20 protein-coding genes and 1 pseudogene are annotated in these 22,000 nt (G+C 71.3%); 12 read left to right on the forward strand and 9 right to left on the reverse strand.

All coding sequences use genetic code 11. The annotated features are described in order from the left end of the window. Positions 1 to 70 precede the first annotated feature (70 nt). Positions 71 to 289, forward strand: a complete 219-nt coding sequence (locus tag ACIQNG_RS06710) for a hypothetical protein (RefSeq protein ID WP_401482901.1) — start codon at positions 71 to 73, stop codon at positions 287 to 289. Positions 290 to 594: 305 nt separating this feature from the next. On the opposite strand, the gene ACIQNG_RS06715 is transcribed toward ACIQNG_RS06710, so the two are convergent. The 5 genes from ACIQNG_RS06715 to ACIQNG_RS06735 form a co-directional block, all read right to left on the reverse strand. After that, positions 595 to 2,052, reverse strand: a complete 1,458-nt coding sequence (locus ACIQNG_RS06715) for a phage major capsid protein (RefSeq protein WP_401482902.1) — start codon at positions 2,050 to 2,052, stop codon at positions 595 to 597. A 453-nt stretch (positions 2,053 to 2,505) separates the two neighbouring features. Then, the gene (locus ACIQNG_RS06720) at positions 2,506 to 2,814 is read right to left on the reverse strand and encodes a hypothetical protein (protein ID WP_401482903.1); all 309 of its coding nucleotides are present in this window, start codon (positions 2,812 to 2,814) and stop codon (positions 2,506 to 2,508) included. Then, on the reverse strand, positions 2,811 to 2,996 hold the full coding sequence (locus ACIQNG_RS06725; protein ID WP_401482904.1) for a hypothetical protein: 186 nt from the start codon (positions 2,994 to 2,996) through the stop codon (positions 2,811 to 2,813). Before ACIQNG_RS06725 ends, ACIQNG_RS06720 begins: the two co-directional genes overlap by 4 nt. 112 nt (positions 2,997 to 3,108) lie before the next feature. Continuing rightward, complete coding sequence (locus tag ACIQNG_RS06730) at positions 3,109 to 4,614, reverse strand: recombinase family protein (protein ID WP_401482905.1); 1,506 nt, start codon at positions 4,612 to 4,614, stop codon at positions 3,109 to 3,111. Further along, complete coding sequence (locus ACIQNG_RS06735; RefSeq protein ID WP_401482906.1) at positions 4,611 to 4,988, reverse strand: hypothetical protein; 378 nt, start codon at positions 4,986 to 4,988, stop codon at positions 4,611 to 4,613. The genes ACIQNG_RS06730 and ACIQNG_RS06735 overlap by 4 nt, the downstream gene beginning before the upstream one ends. Positions 4,989 to 5,085: 97 nt before the next feature. Between ACIQNG_RS06735 and ACIQNG_RS06740 the strand changes: the two are divergent. From ACIQNG_RS06740 to ACIQNG_RS06750, 3 genes and pseudogenes are all read left to right on the forward strand, one after another. Further along, positions 5,086 to 7,974 (forward strand): annotated as a pseudogene (locus tag ACIQNG_RS06740) (Tn3 family transposase); the annotation flags it as partial. Between the two features lie 17 nt (positions 7,975 to 7,991). Then, entirely contained in the window at positions 7,992 to 8,447 is a 456-nt protein-coding gene (locus ACIQNG_RS06745) for a hypothetical protein (protein ID WP_401482908.1), read from the forward strand. Between the two features lie 161 nt (positions 8,448 to 8,608). Further along, positions 8,609 to 9,076: a hypothetical protein gene (locus tag ACIQNG_RS06750; RefSeq protein WP_401482909.1), complete on the forward strand. Its 468-nt coding sequence runs from the start codon at positions 8,609 to 8,611 to the stop codon at positions 9,074 to 9,076. 428 nt (positions 9,077 to 9,504) lie between these two features. Here the strand turns inward: ACIQNG_RS06750 and ACIQNG_RS06755 are convergent, their stop codons facing one another. Continuing rightward, a complete protein-coding gene (locus ACIQNG_RS06755) occupies positions 9,505 to 10,083 on the reverse strand; it encodes a PASTA domain-containing protein (RefSeq protein WP_401482910.1) in 579 nt (192 codons plus the stop codon). Beyond that, a complete protein-coding gene (locus tag ACIQNG_RS06760) occupies positions 10,080 to 10,628 on the reverse strand; it encodes a SigE family RNA polymerase sigma factor (protein ID WP_401482911.1) in 549 nt (182 codons plus the stop codon). The genes ACIQNG_RS06755 and ACIQNG_RS06760 overlap by 4 nt, the downstream gene beginning before the upstream one ends. 1,281 nt (positions 10,629 to 11,909) lie before the next feature. Here ACIQNG_RS06760 and ACIQNG_RS06765 point away from each other — a divergent pair. Then, entirely contained in the window at positions 11,910 to 12,683 is a 774-nt protein-coding gene (locus ACIQNG_RS06765; protein WP_401482912.1) for a recombinase family protein, read from the forward strand. Further along, entirely contained in the window at positions 12,680 to 12,862 is a 183-nt protein-coding gene (locus tag ACIQNG_RS06770) for a hypothetical protein (RefSeq protein ID WP_401482913.1), read from the forward strand. The genes ACIQNG_RS06765 and ACIQNG_RS06770 overlap by 4 nt, the downstream gene beginning before the upstream one ends. Here ACIQNG_RS06770 and ACIQNG_RS06775 read toward each other — a convergent pair. Beyond that, positions 12,859 to 13,464 carry a histidine phosphatase family protein gene (locus ACIQNG_RS06775; RefSeq protein ID WP_401433302.1) on the reverse strand — a complete coding sequence of 202 codons (606 nt, stop codon included), beginning with the start codon at positions 13,462 to 13,464 and terminating at the stop codon, positions 12,859 to 12,861. The two genes, ACIQNG_RS06770 and ACIQNG_RS06775, sit on opposite strands and share 4 nt — an antisense overlap. Positions 13,465 to 13,738: 274 nt before the next feature. Between ACIQNG_RS06775 and ACIQNG_RS06780 the strand changes: the two genes are divergently transcribed. From ACIQNG_RS06780 to ACIQNG_RS06795, 4 genes are all read left to right on the forward strand, one after another. Continuing rightward, positions 13,739 to 14,731, forward strand: a complete 993-nt coding sequence (locus ACIQNG_RS06780; RefSeq protein WP_401433522.1) for a phosphatase PAP2 family protein — start codon at positions 13,739 to 13,741, stop codon at positions 14,729 to 14,731. Between the two features lie 106 nt (positions 14,732 to 14,837). Continuing rightward, positions 14,838 to 15,824 (forward strand): hypothetical protein, encoded by a 987-nt coding sequence (locus ACIQNG_RS06785; protein ID WP_401482914.1) that lies wholly within the window; start codon positions 14,838 to 14,840, stop codon positions 15,822 to 15,824. Further along, on the forward strand, positions 15,815 to 17,482 hold the full coding sequence (locus ACIQNG_RS06790) for a hypothetical protein (protein ID WP_401482915.1): 1,668 nt from the start codon (positions 15,815 to 15,817) through the stop codon (positions 17,480 to 17,482). The genes ACIQNG_RS06785 and ACIQNG_RS06790 overlap by 10 nt, the downstream gene beginning before the upstream one ends. Further along, complete coding sequence (locus ACIQNG_RS06795) at positions 17,479 to 18,831, forward strand: AAA domain-containing protein (RefSeq protein ID WP_401482916.1); 1,353 nt, start codon at positions 17,479 to 17,481, stop codon at positions 18,829 to 18,831. The genes ACIQNG_RS06790 and ACIQNG_RS06795 overlap by 4 nt, the downstream gene beginning before the upstream one ends. A gap of 423 nt (positions 18,832 to 19,254) precedes the next feature. On the opposite strand, the gene ACIQNG_RS06800 is transcribed toward ACIQNG_RS06795, so the two are convergent. After that, complete coding sequence (locus ACIQNG_RS06800; RefSeq protein ID WP_401482917.1) at positions 19,255 to 19,431, reverse strand: hypothetical protein; 177 nt, start codon at positions 19,429 to 19,431, stop codon at positions 19,255 to 19,257. 341 nt (positions 19,432 to 19,772) lie between these two features. Between ACIQNG_RS06800 and ACIQNG_RS06805 the strand changes: the two genes are divergently transcribed. After that, positions 19,773 to 21,119 (forward strand): tetratricopeptide repeat protein, encoded by a 1,347-nt coding sequence (locus ACIQNG_RS06805; RefSeq protein ID WP_401482918.1) that lies wholly within the window; start codon positions 19,773 to 19,775, stop codon positions 21,117 to 21,119. A gap of 218 nt (positions 21,120 to 21,337) precedes the next feature. Further along, a complete protein-coding gene (locus ACIQNG_RS06810) occupies positions 21,338 to 21,706 on the forward strand; it encodes a hypothetical protein (RefSeq protein ID WP_401482919.1) in 369 nt (122 codons plus the stop codon). The last annotated feature ends 294 nt before the right edge of the window (positions 21,707 to 22,000 follow it).

Below are 22,000 nucleotides of genomic sequence, written 5' to 3' on the forward strand. Positions count from 1 at the left end.
GGGCGTCCCCCGGGCCCCCCGACCATCTGTTGTTGCGAGCACCCCGTGCGAGGGGAGAGGAGTTGCGAAGGTGAGTGAGTCGCAGGATCCGTACGGGAGCGATGACGAAGTGGAGCCGCTGATAGCCGCGTTCACGGCGCTCAGGGTCGCTCAGACGATCCTGGACGTGGTGCGGGAGCGCCTGGACGAGGCGCAGCGCGCGGAGACCGAGCGGCGCCGGGCGGCGGCCTGCTCGCTGCGGGCGGGGCGCACGGGCAGACGCGGCGGGGGTGACAGGCGCCGAACCTGACCCGCCCGGCCGTCCGCCCCGCGCCCACAGGTGCCCCGCCCGATGGTGGGACGGATGGCCCCGAGTCCCCCGTGGACGGTGGCGGGCGGTCGCCCCTTTGGAGAGGTCACTGGACGTGGGAAAGGGGGGGCCGCTCTGACCGAGCGGCCCCCTGTCCCCCGGAGCCGCACGCGAACGGCGTCCCGTGCGCGAGGCCCGCCACCCCCGCCCGGACGGCGGGGGCGGGGCCACGGCCCCAGAGCTGGAGTGTTGCAACGACCACGAGAACGGAAGCAGTGCCCCCGGGGGGCCGTCCGCGTGTCCGGTCAGAGGGCAGGGACGATCAGGCCCGTCCCCCCGATCACGCTGATTGCCTTGGGCTGGCGTCCGGCCGCGAACGACGAGTACCCATAGGCCAGCAGCCGCACTTGCAGGGTGGCGGACTGCACGTCATCGAAACGCAGTTGGACCGGTGCGGCGGCCTCGTCCTCCATGAGGATCAGGTCCCGGAAGTCGGCGGCGATCACACGGGTTTCGTTGCTGCCTGCCCCCAGGGTGTTGGGAATGTTGTTGTCCAGGACCACGGGGATACCGAACAGCGATCCCACGGCGGTGACGGTGTAGTCGACGGGGCGTGTGGATGCCACAGCGATCGGGTTCACGGCGACCGTGCCCGGTTCCACAAGCGGGCGGCCGACGGTGTCCTTCTCGGCGAGGATCCACGCCCACAGGTCGGAGCGCATCGCGAACGCCGTGGGGCCGGTGAACCGCTGCCCCATCACCTTGCCCGCAGCGTCGGCAAGCTTCGGCCACAGTTCCGGGATGGTGGGGGACGCGTCGGTGTAGGTGATCGCGTTGATGCCCGGCACGTTCAGCATGCCCGTGTGCTGGCCGGACGCGCCGGACCCATTGACGAGCTGGGCATCGAGTTTGCTGTTGTAGTCGGCGGCGAGGTCACCGAAGATCAGCGACTGTACGAGGATTCCCCGCTCGATCGCCTGGCGGGACACGTCGGTGTATCCGGCGATGGTGCGCACCGGGGCGGGCAACAGCGTGTCGTCAAGGTCCGTGTTGCCGATCGAGCCCCCCTCGGACGCCTGCACACTGGTGGTGGTCGGCGTGGTGACGCGCGGTATGTCCACCTCCATACCTGTCTCGGGGAGCGGGACGGGAGTGCACAGGTTCGCGATCGGACGCCCGGCGCGCGCGAAGTCGGCGAACAAGTCGGTGAGGTACTGCGGGGGCACGAACCCGGCCACCGCGCCCGTGCCGGTCATCCGCTGCATGAACCCGGGATCGAGCGACTCAACCTCTCGGCCGTGCCGCTCCAGGCGGCCACCTGCGGCAGGGTCGTGCTTGATCTGGTGGTCGTACAGGTCCCGCAGGAACGAGGGGCCGGTGATACCACGTCCGTCCCGACTGGCCTCGGGCGGCTGGTAGGTGCGTGCTTCGGCGCCGACACGGGCCACACGGTCATAGGCGGGCGCGCGGGTGCCGGTCGGGTAGGTGAGCGCGGACAGGCGGGTCGTCTCGGCTTCATCCCGCTCGATCTCCCGCAGCGCGTTGAGCTTGCCGTCAAGCTCCTTCACCAGATCACCGGCCGCGCGCTTCTCCGCGATGATCTCTTCCACCTGACGCTCTTCCTCTGGAGTGAGGATCTTGCGGCCTTCCGCCTCGGAGCGCTTCAGGACGCGTTCGCCCTTGGCTTCGGCATCGGAGACACGGCGCTGTGCGGCTACCTTCTCGCGCTGTGCGGCGGTGATCAGGTCATTGATCGTGGTCATGGGGTACGCCTCTCTGTCGGGCAGGATCAGCTACAGGGGGGGTGATCAACTGCCCGGTACCGCCACGGTGCCCCGAACTGCCGCCCCTCGCAGATGGCGGGGGAAGCGTCGGGCCGCGCGGGAGGCGCTGAAGCACAGGGGTAGATCACAAGGGGTTCATCCGGCGGTGAACGTCAGCCGGGCGGGCGGGCCCTATCCCGGCGGGAACGACGGCACGGTTGGCACATGCGGCGCCCGGCGGGAAGCGATGCGGTACCGCCCCACAGGAGACGGCCGCACCCTCCCGCGCAGGGGGTGTCTGGTTTACGGGCCATCGGGGCCCCTTCTCTCTCTCGGGGCCGTCCGCCATGATCGCGGGCGGTATCTGGCCCGGGGGGATTTTTTTGAAAGCTGGGCGCGGGGTTGCGATATGCCCGATTCCTAAAAATCCGGTGGTCGCTCGGCGCTGCACGATCAGCCTGACGCCACGCGGTGGACGCGCCCCGGGTAGAAGAGCCCCGCTCCGTCGTCACGGTGTCCGACCGTGGGCCGGGGCGGCTGGTAGGTGCCGTCCGGGACCGGCGACAGGCCGATGCGCGCCCAGGAACCGGCGGAGTGCGGGGGCGCCTGCCGAACGGCCGGCGCCCCCGCCGGTGGTTCGGCCGGCGCCCCCGCATCCCATCCGGGCAGCCACAGCCCCGACCGCTCCACGGGCTCCCGTTCGCCGGGCGGGGCCGGTCGGGCCGGGTGGGCCAGACCCCAGGGCGCGGGGGTGTCGCTCATGCCGTGTCGTCCCCCTCTCGCCCGTCCAGGGGCTCTGGCGGGGGCGGGTCGGGGGCACGGCGCACTGCCAGGATCAGCCGCAGCCGCGCGCGCTGCCGCTCCGACAACGGCGGGGCGTCGGCTGCCACCCGGGCAGCAGCGGCCCGCACCCGCGCCTGCTCTTCCTCGCTGCTGCTGGGCATGGGCCTACCTCGCTTCCGTCACGTCTGGGCGAGCAGGCGAACGGCCGGGATGGCCACCCTGGTTGGGGTGCCATGCCCGGCCGTCTGGTCGTGATGTCCGGTTGCCGTGCGCCTACTCGGTGATGTTCTTTTCCTGCTTCCACGTGATCTCAATACGGCGGGTGGAGTTGTCGAGACTCCAACGCCCCCCGCTGGCAAGCGGGAGGACCCGCACACTCATCAGGGCATCGATCACGGCTCGCTGCCGAGTGATAGGCAGGGTCGGCCACACGTCGGCAATATCCGGACGAATCACGTTCCGCAGCAGGGCCGGTACCCGTAGATCTGCTGCGCGCTTCTCGGCCGATTCGATCTCAGGCAGCAACCGCGCCTCAATGCGGGCGAGAGCAACGGGGCTCACCTCTCCGGTGGCGGCGGCATCGTAAAACTCGTCCAGCCGCGACCGTTTCTCTGCTGCCTCCGCCATCGCGGCTTTGGCCTCTTCGGCGCGGGAATCGTCTCCAAGAAGGTCCGTTGCGTCCGGACGGGCAAGGCGCTCACAGACCACAGTCGTCACGTAGTCCTCAAACCGGGACGCCACGATGGACGTGCAGAAGTGATCGGCGCACTGGTACACGGGGGTACGCTGCGTACCGCACGACTTCCGCCGCATCTGCCCACCACACTTCCCGCAATGCGAGAGACGACCGGTCAACAGGTGCTTGATCCTGGTGTCCTTGGAAACCCGGCGCCGGGGATCGCTGAGGATCTGCGCGCACGCGTAGAACGCCTCTTCGTCTTGCCCCTCAAGAATCGGGGGCCACACCGCGTCAGCAACCACCCGACCGCGATGCGACCGCTTTCCGACGTAGGCCACGTTCAGTACCAGGCTCCGGACGCCGTAGCCCTTCCACTCCTTCGCACTGCCCGGGGTGGGAATCGCCCGCCGGTTGAATTCGATTGCGATGGAACGCAGCGAATCGCCTGCGGCTACCCTGCGCACTGCCTCACGCACCACGGCCGCTTGATCCTTCTTGACCTCTTGCCTAATCAGCGCCTTCGTCTCCGGGTGGTAGATCCTGCGGTAGCCGTAGACGTTTTTTCCGTGCGGGCGGCCCTTGACGGCATTCGCGGTCATGTCTCGCATGATCCGGTCCCGCGTGACGCTGCTCTCCCTCTCGTCCAAGAGCGCGTCCAGCCCAGTCGTGAATCGGTCATCCGTGCGCGACAGGTCATAAAGCCGACCCTTGTAACTCCACAGCACACCACTGTCTTCGGCCACCTTGCGAAGCCTGACGTATGCCTCAAGGTCACGTTGTGCGCGGGACGATTCCCACGTGACCAGAACGTCAACGTGTCCGCCCTTGATGAACTCGATCAGTTCGCGGTACCTGGGGCGGTCCTTGGTCGCGTACCGAGATGCTGAACGGTCGTTGTCCTGGAAGACACGGACGATGTTCCACCCGTTCCGGTCGCACTCGGCCATGCACTCTTCTATCTGCTGGGAAACCGAACGCAATTCTTCGTTGGGGTCTTGCGAGACCCGCGCATAGATCACTGCGCGCAACGGGCGGTCGGCAACCGGCCCAGCCTTCAGAGCTGTTTCCGTGGCACTCTCAAGCAGAGCGGTAGGGGTCACGACCGGCCCCCGCTCAAGTCGTCGGACCGACGACTCAGCTTGTCGGCAAGATAGGCAAAGGCGCTTCCCGCTTCACTCTCCTTGCCACTGAACTGAACTTCACAGGCCGCCTCTTCGGCCACCTTTCGCAGCACTCCGACACGGGCACGCATCACCAACGACGCGATTGTTGCCACTGTTGGGCCATCCCAACCCGCAAGCCATTCGATGATCCGACGGTCATACGCGCCCAGTTCGACCCCGGCGAACGCCTCCGCCAGTGCGGCAGGAAAGTCCTCGATGTCCAACGCATTCCACGGTGCCGACTGGATTGGCCCCGTGGGGATGTTCAGCTTGTTTCCGTCGTGCCTGGCACGACCGATACCCTCGCTCATGGTCCTCAGCCCTCTTTCGCAGGGTTGTGGGTCAAGGCCCTGCCGGTTCGTTGGCGCGTCCGGCGGGGCCGCTCTTGCGAAGGGAAGTCTCTAGCGAGACGTCTCATGCGTGAAGCGGTACACCGAGCGGCAGATGACGCCGTACGAGCACGCCTGGGAGATCCGTGACGCCTACGGCTACCGGGACTTCGAGGACGCGGGGTGGGGCCGGCGGTTCCGCACCTTCCTGCATGGCCGGGCCTGGAGGCACGCCGAGGGGCCGGTGGCGCTGTTCGACCACGCGGTGGCGTGGCTGCGCCGGCACCGGGTGCTGCTGCCGGGCGTCTCGGTGCTGGCCCGGCAGGTGTCGGAGGTGCGGGCGGTGGCGGAGAAGCGGCTGCACGCCACGGTGGCCCGGGCCGCGCACCGCGCGGACGCCGCGCTGCCGGGGGAGCTGGTGCGGCTGCTGGAGGTGCCTGACGGCGCCCGGGTCTCCGAGCTGGAGCGGCTGCGCCGGCCGCCGACCCGCACGACCGGCACCGCGATGGCGCGGGCGCTGGACCGGGTGAACGAGATCTCGGCGTTCCAGCTGGGCCGGGTGAACCTGTCCCGGGTGCCGGTGAACCGGCTGACCACCCTGGCCCGGTACGGGCTCGCCTCGAAGGCCCAGACGCTGGAGCGGTCGGCGGAGCCGAAGCGCACCGCGCTGCTGACCGCGGTGGTCCGCAGCCTGGAGGCGGCGGCGATCGACGACGCGCTGGACCTGTTCGCGCTGCTGATGGCCACCCGGCTGATCAACCCGGCCCGGCGGGCCTCCGACCGGGAGCGGCTGGTGATGTTGCCGCACCTGGAGAAGGCGTCGCGCACGGTGGCGAAGGCGGCCCGGGTGCTGATCCGCGAGCTGGAGCTGACCGACGAGGTCGGGGCCTTCCTGGATGTGGCGGCGCTGTGGCGGGCACTGGAGGAGGTCGTCTCGCGGGCCGCGGTGAACAGCGCGGTGCGGGTGGTCGAGCAGCTGGTGCCCGAGGACGACGGCTCGGCGGAGATCGCGCTGCGCCAGCAGCTGACCGGCCGGTACAACACGGTGCGCCCGTTCCTCGCGCTGCTGGGCGACAGCGACGCGCTCGGGGCCGTGCAGGGCGGGCGCCGCGTGCTGAAGGCGGTGCGGCGGCTGCCGGTGCTGACCCGGCGCAAGGTGGCCCAGCGCCCGCTGCTGCCCAAGGAGATCGACGCCGAGCTGGTGCCGCCGGCCTGGCGCAAGGCGGTGTACTCCAACACCGCGCTGCCCGAGGGCGCGGTCGACCGTGACGCCTACGTGGTGTGCGTGCTGGAGCAGCTGCACCGCGCGCTGACCCGGCGCGACGTCTTCGCCGCGCCGTCGAACCGCTGGTCCGACCCTCGGGCGCGGCTGCTGGACGGCGCCCGGTGGGAGGCGGTGCGCGAGGACGTGCTGGCCGGCCTGAGCCTGACCGAGCCGGTGGACGAGCACCTGGACGGGCTGACCCGCGGGCTGGACGCGGCGTGGCGGCAGATGGCGGCCCGGCTGGAGGAGGCGGGCCCGGCGGCGAAGGTGGAGATCGTGGTGCCGCCGGAGGGCGGGCGGGCCCGGCTGAGCGTGGACAAGCTCGGCGCGCTCGGCGAGAGCCGGTCGCTGAACTGGCTGCGCAAGACCACGCTGGCGATGCTGCCGCGCATCGACCTGTCGGACCTGCTGTTCGAGGTGCACTCCTGGACCGGGTTCCTGGACGCCTTCACCCACGTCTCCACCAGCGCGACCCGGATGGAGGGCCTGCCGGTCAGCCTGGTGGCGCTGCTCGTGAGCGAGAGCTGCAACATCGGGCTGACCCCGGTGACGAACCCGGCCTACCCGGAGCTGACCCGCAGCCGGCTCTCCCACGTGGACCAGAACTACCTGCGGGCCGACACGATCGCAGCCAGCAACGCCCTGCTCATCTCGGCCCAGGCGCGGGTGCCGCTCGCGCAGAGCTGGGGCGGCGGAATGCCCGCCTCGGTGGACGGCCTGCGGTTCGTCGTGCCCAAGCGCAGCATCAACTCGGCGCCCTCGCCCAAGTACTTCAGGCAGAAGAGGGGTCTGACCTGGCTCAACGCACTGAATGACCAGGTGTCGGGGATCGGCGCGATGCTGGTGCCCGGCACCCCGCGCGACTCCCTGTTCATCCTGGACACCCTGCTGAACCTGGACGGCGGGGTGCGCCCGGAGATGGTGGCGACCGACAACACCTCGTACTCCGACCTGGTCTTCGGGATCTTCAAGATGCTCGGCTTCCGCTTCGCGCCGCGCTTCCGCGACCTGGCCGACCAGCGGTTCTGGCGCGCCGACATACCCGGCGAGCAACCGGCCGGCGGCTACGGGCCGCTGGAGGCCATCGCCCACAACAAGGTGAACCTCAAGAAGATCCGCGAGCAGTGGCCCGACATGCTGCGGGTGGCCGGGTCGCTGATCACCAACCAGGTCCGCGCCTACGACCTGCTGCGGATGTTCGGCCGCGAAGGCCACCCCACCCCGCTGGGGCGGGCGTTCGCCGAGTACGGCCGGATCGAGAAGACCTTCCACCTCTTCGACCTGGTCGACCCGGTGGACGACACCTACCGGCGCCGGATGAACCGCCAGCTCACCGTGCAGGAGTCCCGCCACACCCTGGCCCGCGCGATCTGCCACGGCAAGCGCGGCCACATCCAGCAGGCCTACAAGGACGGCCAGGAGGACCAGTTGGCCAGCCTCGGACTGGTCCTCAATGCCGTGGTGCTGTGGAACACCCGCTACCTCGACGCCGCCGTCGAGCAGCTGCGGGCGCTGCCCGCCGACCAGCGCGAGCACGACGTCCTGGACGAGGACGTCGCCCGCCTGTCCCCGCTCAAGGCCGGCCACCTGAACGTCCTGGGCCGGTACGCCTTCACCCCCAGGCCGACTGCGGGGAGTACTGGCCCGACGCCGACGAGGTCGCCGCGGACCTGGCGGTGCTGCAGGTGCCCTGCGAGATCGTGACGGCCTACCGGTTCCCCTTGGCGAACGACTATTCCAAGCGGGCCCGCAAGGGCTACGAGGTCCTGCCCTCGCTGGAGGTGTGGATGCCCTCCCTCAAGGAGCGTCGCACCCCGATGCCCGAGGACGCGCCCGGCTGGGGCTTCGTGTACTTCCAGCCCTCCCCCGGGCAGATGGGGCTCTGCATCCGCACGAACATGGCGGCGGCCTGGCCGTGGTGGAGCGAGAAGCAGGCCGCCCGGATGGGCCTGTTGTGCGCCGAGTGCGGTTGGGACCTGCGCAAGAACGACGGCGATGACGACCACGTGGCCTACAACATCCCGAGAAGGCCCGGCGGCTGGCGCCTGCTGTGCGGGGCCTGCTGCAACCACGGCGAGGACGTCATGGGCCCGGACGACGCCCCCGCCGGCTCGCCCGTGCCTGCCCAGGCGGTGCCGTCCGTGCCGGCCACCTTCACCGCCGGCGGTGCCTCGTGATGCTGGTCGCCGAGCTCAAGGGGTACCTCGGCGTCGGGGATCAGCGGAACCGTGGTTGGCGCTGAGATTGATCATGCCGGACAGGCGACCGGTCAATGCATTGACCGGTAAAGGCGTTTACCGCCAAGGTGGTCAATGCCTTTACCGGACAAGGAGCGGGTATGCGCTACCTGCACAGCATCGAGACCACCGAGGCCGCGGATTTCCCTGCGTGGCAGGCGGTGGCCCTGGCCGACGAGCCGGAGGAGCACGACGGCACCGCCGCCGACTACGGCCGCGACGTGCTCGCCGCGTGGATCTACGACACCGACGCGGCAGGCATCACCGACGAGGACGGCAGGCCCCTGCTCCGCGTACGCGTGGCCTTCGCCGACGACCCGGACGCGTTCGCCAGCGACAGCGACGTCGCCGCCGTCGTGGAGTGCGACCAGCTCGCCCCCCGGCGCCCGAGATGTCCGCGCTGGAGGCCGCCCGCGAGCGCAAGCTGTACCCGCGCCTGCTCGGCCTGCTCGCCGACCAGGGGCTCGCGGACGCCCTCCGGGCCGCGCGAGCAGTCGGCGCGCACTCCGCGAACCAGCTGGCGGACTACGTGTACCCGGCCGTGTCCCGGCCGATCGCCCTTCGCATGATGCGATAGTCACCCTCGCCCGTGGTAGAGGGGAAACCCTTCATGATCAATCTCAGCGCCAACCACGGTTCCGCTGATCCCCGACGCCGTCCTCGGGGCAACGCCCCCACCCGCCCTCCCTTCCCGCTCCGGGAGGGAGAGCGGGTTCTTTTACCCGGTTCTTTCTATAGGGCGTCAGCATCACCGGACGCCGGTCGACCGGCGTCCGGTACGACCTGCGCGGACGCGGCGCGCCGGGCCCGCGTCCGCGCCGGTCGGGGCCGCCGCCTCGGGCAGGACCTCCGCAACCCAGAGACGATGCCGAGCGAGCTGCGCGGCTGACGGCATCGGAGCCCGCCACCCGCAGCCGTTCCCCCGCTCCGGGTGGCTCCCCTGCCCGGCAGGACGGGGCGCCGTCCTGCCGGTGCGCGGGCCGAAGGGCCCGGTCGCTCAGGTTCTGCCGGGTTTGCCCGTCGAGACCAGCAGGAGGACGGACGAGCCCGGTGCCACCGGTCCTGCGCCGCCCCGGGGGGCACTGCTGATCACCTGCCCGGCGGGAGCGTTCCAGTCCGTGTGCCGCATGATCGTGCAGCTCAGTCCGAGTCCACGCAGCAGGCTTCCGGCCTGTTCGACCGGCATGCCGGCCAGGTCCGGCAGCGCGATGCCCGCTCCCGCGGTCTGCTCCTGCTCCTGTGTCGGAGTCGCATCGGCGCTTCCGCTCTTGGGGGTGCCGGTGGCGAGCGGGGTGCACGCCCCGTTCGCCGGTGAAGACAGGGACGGGGAGGCGCCGGGCGCGGGCGGCACGGGCTTCAGCGCGAAGAACCCCACCGTGGCGCACGCCAGCACGCAGCACGCCGCAGCGGTGCCGAGGAGCGCCCGGCGGGTGCGGCTGCGGCTGACGACTCGCTCGATCGCGGCCGCGTCGACGACCGGCGCCGTCGGCCCGTCGGCGAAGGAGGCCACCGCGGCACGCAGCTCGGCTTCGAGGCCCGGCTCGAACGGGGCGGGTCCGGACGACGTGTTCCTCACTTCGTACCTCCGAAAGCGGCCGACGGGGTGTGCGGCGCCTGGGCGCCCGATACGGAATCGCGCAGCTTGGCCAGGCCGCGGGCGAGCTGGGACCTCACCGCACTCGAAGAGATGTCCAGGACGCCGGCGATCTGCCGGGCGTCCAGATCGTGCAGGTAGTACAGGACCACCACGCTGCGCATGCCCATCGGCAGCCCGAGCAGTGCCTCGATCAGTTCCGCGCGCAGATCCACCTGCCCGAACCGGTCCCGGGGGTCGGCCGTCTCGGGCACCCCCGAGAGCCCGGGGCGCTCGCCCAGGCGCGACAGCCGCCGCCAGCGGTCGTTGGCCAGGTTGACCAGCACTTTGCGCACGTACGCCTCCGGCGAGTCCGCCACCGCGACCTTCCGCCAGTGTCGGCACGCCCGCTCCAGCGCCTCCTGCACCAGATCCTCGGCCACGTGCACGTCACCGGTCAGCGCATACGCGGTGCGGAACAACGCTCCCGACCGATGTGCGACGAACTCCGTGAATCCGTTGCCCGGACCGCTCCTGCGAAACCTCACCCGCCGACCTCCTCTCCTCGTCCCGTCCCGATCACTGCCCCCATGACGGCGGAACGGGGCCGGGTGCTGCACCGAGCCGCCGGAAGTGACGTGAATCACAGCTGGGACGGAAGGGTGTCCCAGGACCTCGCGCCGCTGCCGCCTGGGGGCGGGGCCCGGCGTCCCGCGCGGGCGGAGCGGAAGCGGGCTCGGGCTCCGACCGGCCGCCCGTCGTCACGGAACGCGGGCCGGCCCTCTCCCGGGAGGCGAGCTGGCGAGTCTGGCCGTCCGGGGGTTCAGTCCTCCGGGATGCCCGGCCTGGCCGGTGGGGGCGGTGGGGCTGCGGCGAAGTGGTCTCCGCCCTGGCCGGCTCTGGGTGTCAGTCCTCCCACAGCTCGGTCATCTCGCGGTCGCAGTGGTAGCAGTACATGGATGCGCTGTCGGCCAGGTCGAAAAACAGCCCCGGGTTCGGCTTGTGCATCGCGGCCTCGGTGGTCTCGCACCTGCCGACGCACCGGTCGTCCGGTCCCGGCTGGCGTCGAGGCGGCCGGACTGTGCACTTGGTGTACCGGTGGCCCGGGTCGTGGTCGACCGCATCCGTGCAGCCGTTCGGGCAGGGCCAGTTCTGCGCGGCCGTAGGAGTACAGCGGGGGCAGTACCGCGGATTCCGGGCGTGCGGGCACTTGCGGGTGGGCGGGAACTGCTTTCCGTCGTGCGGCTGGATGTAGTCCGCGGGGCCGTACTGCGACCACAACCGGTGGAAACAGTTGTAGCAGCTCGCGCAGCCAGAAGCCGTCCTGGTGGGCGGCCAGCAGGCCGACTGCCGCGTTGACGGCCTCGTTGCCGACGCCCTCCAGCAGGACACGGGCCAGCTCGGGCGCGGTGGCGGTGGTGGTGCTCACTCGGGTTCTCCGCTCGGTCGGGGACGGTCTTCCCCGCCAGTGTGGAGGCCGGTGCGTGCCGGGCCGCCGAACCGGTGACGGCGTGCCTGCGGCGCCGGGCCCGCAAGCGTTTCGGTCGAAACGCTTGCGGGCCGATGGTTGGCTGATCGGCCCGAGATCAATGGAACCGTGGTTAGCGGTGAGAACGATCTTGGTCGACGGCAGCCAGGCCGCTCGCATAGCTACGGCGAAGGGACAAGTAGCCGAGCGTCACGACGGTGACGGTGGGTGATTCGTAGAAATGGTCAGTTGTGAGAGTTCTGCGAGCCCCCGGGCCATGTCCGGTTTGTCCGGGTCTCCATTCGCAGAACACCTCTCAGAACTCCGGCGTTCCGAGAGGCACTTCTGAGAGAATCCCGGCATGGACCTGACACCCGATCAGGCCGCAGATGCGGTAGAGCGGCACGATTGTCCCAAATGCGAGGCTCCGGCGGGGAGCCCCTGCCGCACCCAGGGCGGGGAGACCGCGGCGAAGTACCACACCGCCCGCTTCACCCTCGTCTCGAAGCTGCGCGAGGAGCTGGAGGTGCCGGTGCCCGCCGACCGGGGACCGGGCCGGGCGTGGGTCGAGCGCCCACCGCTGCCGGCCGGGCCGGTGGAGACCGGCTCGGTGGTGATCCGGATCGGGTACGCGCGCTGCTCGATGGCCGAGCAGGAGATCGCCAGCCAGCTGGTCGCGCTGGAGAAGGCCGGCTGCACGAAGGTCTTCCAGGAGAAGATCTCCACCCGGGTCCACCGCCGCCCCGAGATGGAGGCCGCGCTCGCGCTGGCCAACAACATCAAGGAGGCCGCCCCGGACCAGGTGGTCATCCTGACCGTCCACGAGATGAAGCGCCTGGCCCGCAACACGGCCGAGCTGATGCAGCTCTCCTCAGCGGGCTGCCCACCCTGCACTACGCCGATCGCTTCACGCTCACGACGGACACCGTCGCCACCCCGGAGCGCTGGGCCCGCACCCTGTTCGGCGACGTCCCCGGCCCGGCCGCGTGGTTCCTCTGGCGCGGGCTGCTGGGGCTGCGGCTCAGCCGCGGGCGGTCACCGGACACCGTGGCGGGCTGGCGGGTCGCCGCGCGCGGGGAGGACTGGATCCGGCTGGAAGCCGCGTCCTGGTTTGTCGCCTGCGCACTCGTCGTGAGCACCTCCGGCGGCCGGCTGTCGCTGGCCACCTTCCTCCACTACGACCGCCGTCTCCCCGGCCGCGCGATCTGGACCCCGCTGTCCGCCGTCCACCGCCGACTGGCCCCGGGACTGCTGCGCGGCGCCGAGGCACGGGTGCGGCTGCCGGGGACTGGACCGGGAACGCGGACTTCTTAGGGCGTGTCCCCGCCCAGGTGCCCCTGGTCGTTCCAGCTCTCGATCGCCGGTTCGCCGTAGGCCCAGCCGAGGACCGACAGAGAAGTGGGAGAGAGCCGGACGCGGGCGGCGAAGTCGAGGGGGAGGCCGAGCCAGCGGGCGCCGAGGGCGCGCAGGATGTGGCCGTGGGCGAAGACCAGGACGTCACGGTCGGCCGCGCGGGCCCACTCCACGACCGCGTCCGCGCGCGCGGTCAGCCCGGCGAGGCTCTCCCCCTCCGGCACCCCGTCCCGCCAGATCAGCCAGCCGGGCCGGACCGCCTGGATCTCCTCCGGGGTCATGCCCTCGTACGCCCCGTAGTCCCATTCCAGCAGCGCGTCCCAGTCCGTGGCGCGGTCGCCGAAACCGGCGAGTTCGCAGGTCTCACGGGCCCTGAGCAGCGGGCTGGTGCGGATCTCGACCCCGGGCAGGCCGTCGAAGGGCGGCCGGTGCAGCCGCTCCCCCAGCAGTTTGGCGCCGCGCCGCCCCTCGTCCAGGAGCGGGACGTCCGTCCTGCCCGTGTGCCTGCCGGAACGCGACCACTCGGTCTGCCCGTGCCGGGCCAGCAGGATGCGCGGTGCCATGGAGGGCCCTTTCCGGAAACGGAGGGAAGGAGGGAAGGAGGGAAGGAGGGAAGGAGCGAAGGAGCGAAGGACGGAAGGAGCGAAGGACGGAAGGCGAGACGGAGTAAATCGAACGGAACCTCTCCATCATCGCGTACGCCTCCTGGGCGCAACCCGGGGGGCGATCCGTGCGTCTATCTGGGCCGGATGCCCCATCGAAGCCGCGGGCGTACGCCGTAGAGTGACACGTCCGGACCATGGACGCCGCGTGACCAGACAGGGGGAGGGCGATCGGATGCCGCACGCCGAGATACCGGGCACCGAGGCCGCCCCGGCCCGGCCGCGCTGGTGGGCCGAGCTGCCGCTGATCCTGCTGGTGTACGGGTGCTACTCGGCCGGTCGGCTGCTGGCCCGCGGCGACGCCTCCACCGCCGTGGACCACGGGCTGGCGATCCTGCGGCTGGAGAAGACGCTGCGGCTCAACGCCGAGCACCCGCTGAACCGTCTCTTCACCCGCGAGGCGTGGATCGGGATACCCGCCGACTTCTGGTACGCCTCGCTGCACTACCTGATCACCCCGGCCATCCTGATCTGGCTGTTCCGCTCCCGCACCGTGCGCTACCGCGCCGCCCGCACCTGGCTGATGGTGTCCACCTTCATCGGTCTGATCGGCTTCACCCTGTTCCCCACCTGCCCGCCCCGGCTGCTCGACCCCGCCTACGGGTTCGTGGACACGATGGCCCAGTACAGCTCCTACGGCTGGTGGGCGGGCGAGGCCAGCGCGCCGCGCGGGCTGGGCGGGATGACCAACCAGTACGCGGCGATGCCGAGTCTGCACGTGGGCTGGGCGCTGTGGTGCGGGGTGATCCTGTGGCGGTACGGCGGCTCCCGGTGGACGAAGGCCGCGGCGGTGATCTACCCGCTGGTGACGACGATCGTCGTGATGGGCACCGCCAACCACTACTTCCTCGACGCGGTCGCGGGCGCGGCCGTGATGGGTCTCGGCCTGCTGCTGACGCCGTACGCGCTGCGCGCGGCGGACCGGCTGCGGACCAGGCTGACCGGGCGGTTCCCGGCCCTCACTCCGACCCTCACACCCGCAACCCGCGCCACCGTGGCCCCGGTTGTCAGTGGTGGATGCCAGACTTCCACGGGTGAACGAATTCCACGGCAGCGCGAGTCACGGACCGGACCGGGTACCGCCCCCGCGGACCCGGGGGACGACGACGTCGCGGGATGGGAACTCCCCCGCGGCGACGAGGCCGAGAGCGTGGGCAAGGCTCGCTGAGCTGCGCGGCCCCGGCGTCCCCGCGAAGGCCCTGGACGCGCGCGCCCTCGCGGCGCTGGCCGCCAACCCGGGCTGCAGACGGCGCGCGGTCCTGGACGGCGCCGGGGTGAACAAGGCGGAGCTGGCGAGCGCGCTGGGCGCCCCGTCGGCCTTCGGCCAGTCGCAGTTCGCCTTCGCGCGCGGCATCGCGTTCGAGGCGCGGGTCAAGGCGGACGGCGGCGCCGAGCTGCTGGGCCTGGTGCACCGGGTGCTCGACGCGGGCGCCGAGCCCCCCGAGTCCGGGGCGGCCGTGCCCGATCTGTCGGCGACCGGCCCGGAGGGCCGCACGGCCCGTACGGCGCTGGCGCTGCGCGAGGCCACGCGCGCGGGCGGGTGGACGCTGCTGGACCATCCGATGCTGGCGCTGGAGGTGGCGGGGGCGCCCGCGTTCCTGGAGCCGGACGCCGTGGTGGTGCACCCGGACGGACGGTGGACGGTCGTGGAGATCAAGTCCTTCCCGATGCTGGACGGTGCCGCGGACCCGGCGAAGGTGGGCGCGGCGGCCCGCCAGGCGGCCGTGTACGCGCTGGCGCTGGAGGCGGTCGCCGCCCGCCTCGACCCGCCCCCTCGGGTCAACCACCGGGTGCTGCTGGTCTGCCCCAAGGACTTCTCCAACCTGCCCACCGCCTCCGCCGTGGACGTGCGCAAGCAGCGCGCGGTGACCGCCCGGCAGCTGACCCGGCTGACCCGCCTGGACGAACTGGCCGACGCCCTCCCCGAGGGCACCTGCTTCGCGCCCGACCTGCCGCGCGAGCGGCTGCTGGAGTCGGTCGAGTCGGTTCCGGCGGCGTACGCGCCCGAGTGCCTGTCGGCGTGCGAGCTGGCCTACCACTGCCGGGAGCGCGCCCGCGCCTGCTCCGCGGTGACCACGCTGGGCCGCCCGGTCCGCGCCGAACTCGGCGCCCTGACCACCGTGCCCGAGGTCCTCGCCGCCGCCGACGGGCGGCTCGGCGACCCCGCCGACCCGACGGTGGCCGCGCTGCGCCGGGCGGCCCGCCTGCGCGCGGAGGCACTGGCGGGCCCGGCACCGGCCGAGGAGGCGGTGTGTCGCTGATCTCGACGCTCGCCCGCCTGGAGGCCGTGCACACCGGGCGGGCCCAGCCGGGCGCCACCGTGCGGCACCGGCATCTGTCGCGGCACCCGCTGGTGTTCGTGCCGCTGACGACGGCCGGTGAGGCCGGCGCCCCGCTGGGCGCGCTGGTCGGCACCGACCGGGACGCGCCCCGGCTGCTGACCGTGGCCCAGCCGCGCGACCGCGAGCTGCGGTTCGCCTTCCTGGCCGAACTGGCCGATGTGGTCCTCCCCTACGTCGACGCCCACGCCGAGTCCGTGGAGGCCGCCGAGCGCACCGAGACCGACCCGGAGACCGGCAAGCGTGTCAAGGTCGAGGTCGACCTGTGCGCGGACGCCCCGCAGCTGATCGTGCCGAACCGGGCGGGTCTGGCGTACGTACGACTGCTCGGCCGCTCCACCCGCTTCCGGCGGACGGCGGAGCAGGACCCGGAGGCGCCCTACCCGGCGCCGCCACGCGTGCCGCTGCTCGGGCGGTGGCTGACCCACTACGCGGAGCGGGCGCGGGTGCCGGGCTCCTCGCTGCTGCTCGCCATGACCGACCTGCTGTCCCGGCACTGGGCGACCGGCCAGTCCGGCATGGAGGACCAGCATCTGGGCGCGCTGCTGGCCTGGATCGACCCGCCGGAGGGTTCGGGCGCCGGGGCGGCCCTGCGCGCGGAGCTGGACCGCGACGCGGACGGACAGTTGCTGTGTCCGCCGGCCGGCCCGGCCACCGACCCGGCGTTCGACAACAAGCTGCTGGCCCCGGCGATCGAGCGGTACGACCGGGCGCGGACCGCACTCGCCGCCGCGGAGGACGGTCTGGAGGCCGACGACCGCCTCGGTGAGGTCACCGCCGCCGAGCACCGGATCCGCGCGCTGGTCGAGAGCCGTACGCGGCCCGCCTGGGACGCGGTGTGGCGGGGCCTGGACCTGCTGCGGGAACTGCCGGAGGGCGCGCGCGTGGAGGAGCGCTGGACCCGCGACCGCTGGTCGTTCACCGGTCACCGCGACCGGGTGCTGGCGGGCGAGCCGCCCCAGCCGCGCCACGACGACGCGGTGACCGCCGCGAACAAACTGGCCACGCGCGAGCGGGAACAGGCCCGTCTGGAGGCGCAGGAGGCGCTGGACGACCCGCTGGTGATGGCGGGCCGCAGGCTCGGCGGGGAGGCGTTCGCGGGCGAGGTCGTCGATGTGGTCATGGCGTACAGCGAGGGCAAGCGCCCCAGCCCGCGCCCCCTGGTCACCGTCCGCACCGACGACCGGCCGCAACTGGGCGAGCGGGTGAAGGTGTACCGCTCCCTGGCCGGCAGACCGCAGGCGGCGGAGTTCGTCGGCTACGGGACCGACGGCGAGGACGACGGCGAGGACCGGGATGACCTGGATATCCGATACGACGGGGATATCCGATATGACGGGGAGGACGGGGGCGCGCTGGTCGTGGTGCGGATCGTGGACAAGATGGGCCGGGGCCGGGAACCCGAGGAGGGGTCGGTGCCGGAGAAGGGCGACCGGCTGACCTTCACCCTGTTCGAGCACGAGCAGCGCGGCGGCGCCAAGCTGCCCGAGCCGGAGGACACCCCGTGGACCCATGGCGGACCGCCCGGCGAGGCGGCTCTGCCCGCGGCCGACCCGCTGACCGAGGAGGACGTCCTGTGACGACGGCGGCGACGGCCCCGATCCCGCTCGACCCGGGCGCGGCGGCGGCGCGGGCCACCGACGCGATCCTGGCGGACACCCTGCGCGGCAGCGAGCGCGGTGTGGTGGTCGACTCCCCGCCGGGCGCCGGGAAGTCGACGCTGGTGGTGCGCGCGGCGCTGGAACTCGCGGACGCCGGACGCCCGCTGATGGTGGTGGCCCAGACCAACGCACAGGTGGACGATCTGGTCCTGCGGCTGGCGAACAAGCGCCCCGACCTTCCGGTGGGCCGACTGCACAGCAGTGACTCCGACCCGTACGACAGGGCGCTCGACGCGCTGGAGCAGGTCCGTACGTCGGCGAAGGCGGCGGATCTGGCGGGGCTGCCGGTGGTGATCTCGACGGCGGCGAAGTGGGCGCACGTCACGGTGGACGAGCCCTGGGGGCACGCCATCGTGGACGAGGCGTACCAGATGCGCTCGGACTCGCTGCTCGCGGTGGCCGGGCTGTTCGAGCGGGCGCTGTTCGTGGGCGACCCGGGCCAGCTCGACCCGTTCTCGATCGTCGGCAGCGAGCAGTGGGCGGGGCTGTCGTACGACCCCTCCGCCTCGGCCGTGAGCACCCTGCTGGCGCACAACCCGCACCTTCCCCAGCACCGGCTGCCCGTCTCCTGGCGGCTTCCGGCGTCGGCGGCGCCGCTGGTGTCGGACGCCTTCTACCCGTACACGCCGTTCCGCAGCGGCACGGCCCACGGTGACCGCCGGCTGAGCTTCGCCGTCCCGGCGGACGGTTCCGCCCCCGACCGGGTGATCGACGCGGCGGCCGAGTCCGGCTGGGGCCTGCTGGAGCTGCCCGCCCGGCACACTCCGCGCACGGACCCGGAGGCGGTGCGCGCGGTGGCGACGGTGGTGCGGCGGCTGCTGGAGCGGGGCGGCGCGGCGGTCTCGGAACGCGCCCCGGACCCGACGCCGCTGACGGCCGCCCGTATCGCCGTCGGCACGGCCCACCGCGACCAGGCGGCGGCGGTCCGCGCGGCCCTGGCCGAGCTGGGGGTCACGGACGTCACCGTGGACACGGCCAACCGTCTCCAGGGCATGGAGTTCGACGTCACCGTCGTCCTGCACCCGCTGTCCGGCCGCCCCGACGCCACCGCCTTCCACCTGGAGACCGGCCGCCTCTGCGTCCTGACCTCCCGGCACCGGCACGCCTGCGTCGTCGTCTGCCGCGAGGGGGTGACCGACCTGCTGGACGAGTACCCGTCGACCGAGCCGGTCCAGCTCGGCACCCTCGTCAAGTTCCCCGACGGCTGGGAGGCGAACCACGCCGTACTGTCCCACCTCGGGGAGCACCGGGTGCGGTGGAAGCCCTGAGCCGTCCTTGAGCAGCGGGCCTTCTCTCCTCCAGGCGCGCCGCACCTGGCTTCACCGTGCCGTCTACGGCCAGCCGCGCAGAGGACGGTTACGGGGGTCGTCGGGGTGTCCCTTGTGGATGTGGATGAACATGGAGGTCAAGACGCTGCGAACTCCCGCCGCGTAGCCGTCCTTCACGACGGCGGACAGGACTTCACGAAGCTGCGCGCACACCAGGCACGTCTCGGGGTTCGCAGGGCCAGGGCGGGGCGTGCTGATGTCAAGCAGCACCGCCATCACCCTCCGGCGCGCCGGGCGGGAAGCGGAGTGCTCCGCTCACCGGGTCGCGATACCCGCCGAACTCTTCCCACCACGGGCGTTCAGAGATGCCCTGTCGGCCGGTGGGCGCGTCCGCACGGCCGTCCGGGTGGGCCTCGCGGCCCGTCACGATCCACCACCTGTCAGCGCCGCGTATAGCTCGGCCTGTGCGCGGACGTCGGCGCACAGTCGTTCCCAGGAATCTGCGGAAACCGTGTGGCACAGCTCGTAGGCGTTTCTGCCGTGCTCGGCCTTGATCGCGGCCACCGGGTACGGGGAGGTCGCGTACCAGTGGCTCTCCACCCCGCCATCCGGAACGGAAGCGAACGAAGACCAGCCGCCGGGCAGCGCTGCCGCACGACTGTTTACCGGTACGCCCTCGTCAGCCGTATGGGTGGTTGTAGATTTGGGCACGTCGTCAACTTCCCTTGTTGGTTGGTGGCCATGCCCCGGGACCGTGCCGACGGTCGCCGGGGTCTCCTCCGGTCACAGCGACCCCACTGAATCGTGTGGAGCGGTGACGCCGTGACAGGTGATCCGTACTCGCTCTAGGCAACCGACTGGCTACACACAGCGGTACCTTTGAAGGAGCAGACGTTTTAAAGAGTTTTAAGTGCCCGGCCTGTCGGAGGAGTTGAGCACACATGGGGACGCCGGAACCGAACCCAGGGCTGGAACGGCTGTACCGCCAGACCGGCTGGACTCTGCGCCAGTTCGCCCAGGAGGTGAATCGGATCGGCACTGAACGGCGGACCCCCACGCGGTACCGGGAGCCGTCCGTACATCAGTGGCTCAGGGGCCATCTGCCAAGGCACGGCACCCGATCCCTGATCCTGGAAGCCCTGGCCCGCAAGCTCCGCCGTCCGGTCACCCACAGCGAAGCGGGCTTCCCCTTGCCCAAGGGTCGATCAACGGTCCGTCCGGGCACCGTGGAAGAGCTGGTTGATCTCGGCAGGGACGACATGGACCCTTCACGACGCAGCGTCATAGGGGCGGGCCTGTTCTCTGTCGCTCTCGCCGTGCCGAATTGGCGGGACATCGTGGGCCGTATGGAGGCCATCCAGACCGGACAGGCGCAGCGCATTGGCATGCCAGAAGTAGAAACCGTTATTGCCATGACGGAGCGGCTTTCAGACCTCGACGGCGAGTTCGGGGGGCGATATGCGCGCCCCATGGCCGCCGCTTTCCTGGTCAACGTCGTCGCCCCCTACTTGAAGGCGGACGCGCCGATCGAAGTACGCAAGGCGATGATGTCCGCTGCGTCTTTCCTGTGCTATCTCACGGGCTGGATGGCGGTGGACGAAGGATCCCACGGCACCGCGCAGCGGTATTACGTCAAGGGGCTGGAGCTTGCGGGTGCCTGTGACGACCACTTGGCCTATTGCCACATCCTCCGTGGAATGTCGGTGCAATCGGCGAATCTGGGCCATGGCCCGAAAGCGGTGGCTTGGGCCAATGCGGCCAGCCAGGCATCCCCCCTGGCCAGCCATAGAATGATCGCTTTCATGGCGGGGCAGCAGGCTCATTCCTACGCCGTTGCGGGAGAAAACTCAAACGCTCTCCAAAGTCTCCAGGAAACCGAGATCGCTCTGAGCAAGGCAGACAGTCGGCAGGGAACTTTCGGTGGCTATAACACCGCCACACTCGCCTACACCGCCGCGCAGGTCAGATACCACCTAGGGGATGTGGCCGGGAGCGTGGAATCACTTCAGTTGCACTTCCGTCTACGTGATCCAAAGAACGACTCCCATCGATCGGATCTGTTGTTCAGCACAATCCTGGCGGAGCGCCAACTGGAAATTGGCCACCTGGATGCGGCATGCGCCACCTGGGGCAGGATGATGGATGAATACCCAACGATTCAATCTGGAAGGGTCGATGATCACGTCAAGGAAATGTTCCGGTTGATCCGGCCGCATCTCAAGAACCCGGCCGCGCGCGATCTCTACGAGCGGGCCCGACTGGTGGCCCCGTCGTCGTTGGCCGCCTAGCCGGCTCCGGGGGAGGTGTTCGGTCCGGCCGTGGTGGGTGGCCGTGCGGCGCGTCCTCGTCCCCACGGCTCATGGCCGACCCGCCCCTGGGCTCCGGTGCGGTTTCTCCCCGTCCCCAGTGGGCATGTCTCGGCCCTCTTGCGCACCCGCGAGACAATGGACGGTGGCCCGTGGCGTTCGCGCCCGGGTGAGCCAGCGACCGTACGAGGAGGAAAGACATGGCGGAGCCCACGCGGCGTCGCGACCCACAGCGGCTACGCCCCGCGCCCCTGCTCTTCGAGCCGATGCAGGCGGCGGCCGATCCCGAGCACTTCTTCGACCTGGAGTCGATCGACGACCCGCGCGCGCTGCTGTCGCGGGCGACCGAGTTGACCCAGGCGTTCCGGGCGGCGGCCGACCGTGCGGTCGAGTTCCAGGCGATGGCGGCGGCCCAGCTGGCCGACCCACGCCGGTTCGACCGGCTGACCCCGGCGGACATCGCCGAGCAGGCCGAGTGGACCGAGGACTACGCGAAGAAGATGGTCGAGTTCGGCCGAGACCTGCTGCGCGGCGCGGAGGGGGCCCGCGGCCACGTGGATCCGGTCTGATGCGCCGCTGACCAGGCCGGGCCGGGCGTGGCTTGTCCGACGCGGCCCGGTCCTCCCCTGGCCGATCCGATCCGGTCGGTCCGATCCCCGTCCCAGCCGGTCCGATCCCCGTCCCAGCCGGGCTGGGCCGGTCCCAGCCCGGAGTGATCCGGGCCGATCCGGGGTGATCCGGGCCGATCCGGGGTGATCCGAGCGGAGCCGGGGTGATCCGAGCGGAGCCGGGGTGATCCGAGCGGAGCCGGGGTGATCCGAGCGGAGCCGGGGTGATCCGAGCGGAGCCGGGGTGATCCGAGC

The organism is Streptomyces sp. NPDC091377, assembly GCF_044757045.1.
GTDB lineage: Bacteria > Actinomycetota > Actinomycetes > Streptomycetales > Streptomycetaceae > Streptomyces.

Excerpts from the sequence above, each read along its gene's own strand:
- ACIQNG_RS06715 (WP_401482902.1), bottom strand. The coding sequence starts at position 2,052 with ATGACCACGATCAATGACCTGATCACCGCCGCACAGCGCGAGAAGGTA.
- ACIQNG_RS06720 (WP_401482903.1), bottom strand. The coding sequence starts at position 2,814 with ATGAGCGACACCCCCGCGCCCTGGGGTCTGGCCCACCCGGCCCGACCG.
- ACIQNG_RS06725 (WP_401482904.1), bottom strand. The coding sequence starts at position 2,996 with ATGCCCAGCAGCAGCGAGGAAGAGCAGGCGCGGGTGCGGGCCGCTGCT.
- ACIQNG_RS06735 (WP_401482906.1), bottom strand. The coding sequence starts at position 4,988 with ATGAGCGAGGGTATCGGTCGTGCCAGGCACGACGGAAACAAGCTGAAC.
- ACIQNG_RS06750 (WP_401482909.1), top strand. The coding sequence starts at position 8,609 with ATGCGCTACCTGCACAGCATCGAGACCACCGAGGCCGCGGATTTCCCT.
- ACIQNG_RS06765 (WP_401482912.1), top strand. The coding sequence starts at position 11,910 with ATGGACCTGACACCCGATCAGGCCGCAGATGCGGTAGAGCGGCACGAT.
- ACIQNG_RS06775 (WP_401433302.1), bottom strand. The coding sequence starts at position 13,464 with ATGGCACCGCGCATCCTGCTGGCCCGGCACGGGCAGACCGAGTGGTCG.
- ACIQNG_RS06780 (WP_401433522.1), top strand. The coding sequence starts at position 13,739 with ATGCCGCACGCCGAGATACCGGGCACCGAGGCCGCCCCGGCCCGGCCG.
- ACIQNG_RS06805 (WP_401482918.1), top strand. The coding sequence starts at position 19,773 with ATGGGGACGCCGGAACCGAACCCAGGGCTGGAACGGCTGTACCGCCAG.
- ACIQNG_RS06810 (WP_401482919.1), top strand. The coding sequence starts at position 21,338 with ATGGCGGAGCCCACGCGGCGTCGCGACCCACAGCGGCTACGCCCCGCG.